The following is a 2,494-nucleotide window of genomic DNA, read 5'->3' as shown; positions in this document are numbered from 1 at the left end:
CTGATGGTGTTGCGATTACCACCGCCACCGAGATAGTTTTTCAGTTCCTTTTTATCTTCCTCGAAACTGAATTGAAACTGGCTGACGTTACCCACCGGCAAAAGGGGAGCGGAACCATCGGCAGGCTTGAGGTAAATAGCACCTGCGCCAATAAAACTACGATCTACACTAGACATGCTGAGTCTCCTTGTTGGCAAGTCTTAGGGGTTAAAGGACAACATCAATTTGCAGCGACATATCCGCAAAGGACAGATGAGCATTGCTCGGTGCAATATCGAAGTTGGTTTCACTGAAAGTCATGGTTCTCGCTTCGGGCGTGAAGCGTTCCCCGGTTGTGAATAACTCACGAATGGAGCGGGTCAGATCAATGAGGTTGTAAGTGGTGTCGTTGTTGGTTTTGGCGACCGCACTGATATTAAATTCCATGCGGTATTTTGCTTTCGTTCCCTGCCGCTGTTCTTCATTGATGGATTGCAACTGCACCATAATAGCGGGAATTTCTATATCCGTTTCCAAACCCGTTCCCGAATACCCAAGATAAACATTGTCGGTAATGGCTTTTAAATGCTCGATCAATTTTTCAACTATTACTTTTTCTGGATTCGATGTTGAAGGCATAGTTAAGTTCCTGATGGAGCAGAGTTGCAAAACGGCTGAATAGTTTGGGTTCTAATTCTTTCAAGGCTCTTTTTGCATGATCGTAAATATGCACTTTATGGGAAAAAATCGGTAAACCCATCATCATCCAACGGCCTGATACTTTTGATTGACGCCATTGATGAAACCAGTTGTCTTTTCGCTCGAATATCAGAGGCCTTTTAGCATTAACCGGTTGCATTAAAAATGCCCCATCATAAAAAGCCCGTCTGCCGACATTTACGCCTTTTGGTCTTTGCGTTGCCCTTCCGAATCTATGAGCTCCGATAGGAATAGTGCCGATCCAGACTGTTAAATATTTGCTGTCGTGGTAGCCACCACCCAAGTAAGTTCTAATTCGTCCATATTCTTTAAGTCGCTTTTGGGTGATTTGCAATTCCCTCGACATAATTCGTAATACCTGTACTTCAGACCACTTGCCGAGCTTTCGCATGGTTCTATCAATGGCGACTTCTGTTTTTTTAGGGGATAACTTAAAAAGCTTTTCAAGATTCTCAATATCTTTACTGACTTCCAAGGCAAGCTTGCTAACGATCATAGATATTCCATTGGGCTAAATAGCCATCGTCTTTTAGTTTACGATCCACTTCATAAGTGCTGCCATTGGCCAATACCGTATCCCCTCGCTTGAGCCGGATAGTGCTATCGAGTGACAACACGGTAATCTCTCCCGCCACCGCCTCATACTGACCAATTTCAACCACCTGTTGCTTGATGATCCCGAGGGTTTCCAGTGTTGAGGTATCAGCGAAAGTAATAAAAAGGGACTGCCCAAACGTCGAAAGGATTGAGTGACCCAGTTGCTTGAAAGCTTCGTCCATAAGGGCAGTCTCCATAAACAGGAAAATAGGCTGGCCATAAAGACCAGCCGTTAGCGATTAGCTCATAGTGAGCTCAATTACCGCCCTTGGCTTGAGGTTGATCGGCAGTGGGTTTGATTGGGTATGAACAAGCACGCCCTTATCAAAGTCCATGACCTTCTGCTTGGCATAGCGAGGGAGGCCGATGGTGTTGACCGTCTCAATGAAGTCTGCCGGAGCGAACCAGGTTCTAAAGATGTCAGCATCTTCCGGGTAGAGATACGCTTTATTGTCTGGCACAAAGTCCTGACCGCCGACCGATCCACGGTATTCTTCCCAGTTAATGTCTGCGAAGCGGAATGTACCTTTCGGATCGTTGCGGAGGGCTTCACCATCCTGCCAACGCTGGTAAGCCTCTTTGACCGACTTGTGATTAACAAGGGCATCAAAAAAGTCTTTGCCAGTAAACGCCCGGAGGCCGGTGTAAGGCTCTGCGCCCATGGCATCATCGACCAGCCTGCGAGCCTTGGTAGACTGCAAACGCACATCAGTGGTGGCACTGCCGAAGTTGAAGTTGTGAGTCTGCTGACTTACGCCAAACTCATCAAAGAGGTTGTACAGTACAGTACTGCCATCACCGTCCAGAATTTCACCCTTGAGCGCACCCATACGCAGAAATTCCAGCGTTACTTCATGGTTGGCATTCATACGAGCGAGGCGCTGGTTGACTACAGCCTGAACACCCTGCATCGCATCTTCGCTACCAAACTGGCGCACGTTCTGTACTTCAGCCGCCATGATGGTGCTGTCGTGTGGAATGTGCGGGATAACGAAGCTGCGCATCTGGCGCTTGTCACCGACAGCCTGAGTTGCCGGAGCACCACGCTCGGAAGAAGGCAGCAGACGCAGAACGCCATTGACGCTTTCAACCACTGCGGTTGTGGTGTTGATACCACTCTCCCGGAACAGGCCGAGCTCGCCCAAACGACCGGGCTTGTATTCCATCTCATTGATGGTAGCGGTCAGGCTGGTGAGGC

General features: G+C 48.2%; 4 protein-coding genes. All 4 read right to left on the bottom strand.

Translation table 11 applies throughout. From position 1 onward, the window contains the following. Positions 1-207 precede the first annotated feature (207 nt). The gene (locus AK963_RS27765; RefSeq protein ID WP_066018556.1) at positions 208-618 is read right to left on the bottom strand and encodes a hypothetical protein; all 411 of its coding nucleotides are present in this window, start codon (positions 616-618) and stop codon (positions 208-210) included. Continuing rightward, positions 581-1,195, bottom strand: a complete 615-nt coding sequence (locus AK963_RS27760; RefSeq protein ID WP_066018555.1) for a hypothetical protein — start codon at positions 1,193-1,195, stop codon at positions 581-583. The genes AK963_RS27765 and AK963_RS27760 overlap by 38 nt, the downstream gene beginning before the upstream one ends. Then, on the bottom strand, positions 1,185-1,478 hold the full coding sequence (locus tag AK963_RS27755) for a hypothetical protein (protein ID WP_066018554.1): 294 nt from the start codon (positions 1,476-1,478) through the stop codon (positions 1,185-1,187). The genes AK963_RS27760 and AK963_RS27755 overlap by 11 nt, the downstream gene beginning before the upstream one ends. 57 nt (positions 1,479-1,535) lie before the next feature. Continuing rightward, the coding region (locus AK963_RS27750) for a major capsid protein (protein ID WP_066018553.1) at positions 1,536-2,494 on the bottom strand (959 nt) is incomplete at its 5' end.

The sequence above is a fragment of the Endozoicomonas atrinae genome, from assembly GCF_001647025.1.
Classification (GTDB): Bacteria; Pseudomonadota; Gammaproteobacteria; order Pseudomonadales; family Endozoicomonadaceae; genus Endozoicomonas; species Endozoicomonas atrinae.
Note: the sequence above shows the minus strand (reverse complement) of the source record. Positions and strands in the feature narration are given on the sequence as shown.

Coding starts and splice junctions, on each gene's coding strand:
- AK963_RS27765 (WP_066018556.1), bottom strand. CDS start 618: ATGCCTTCAACATCGAATCCAGAAAAAGTAATAGTTGAAAAATTGATC.
- AK963_RS27760 (WP_066018555.1), bottom strand. CDS start 1,195: ATGATCGTTAGCAAGCTTGCCTTGGAAGTCAGTAAAGATATTGAGAAT.
- AK963_RS27755 (WP_066018554.1), bottom strand. CDS start 1,478: ATGGACGAAGCTTTCAAGCAACTGGGTCACTCAATCCTTTCGACGTTT.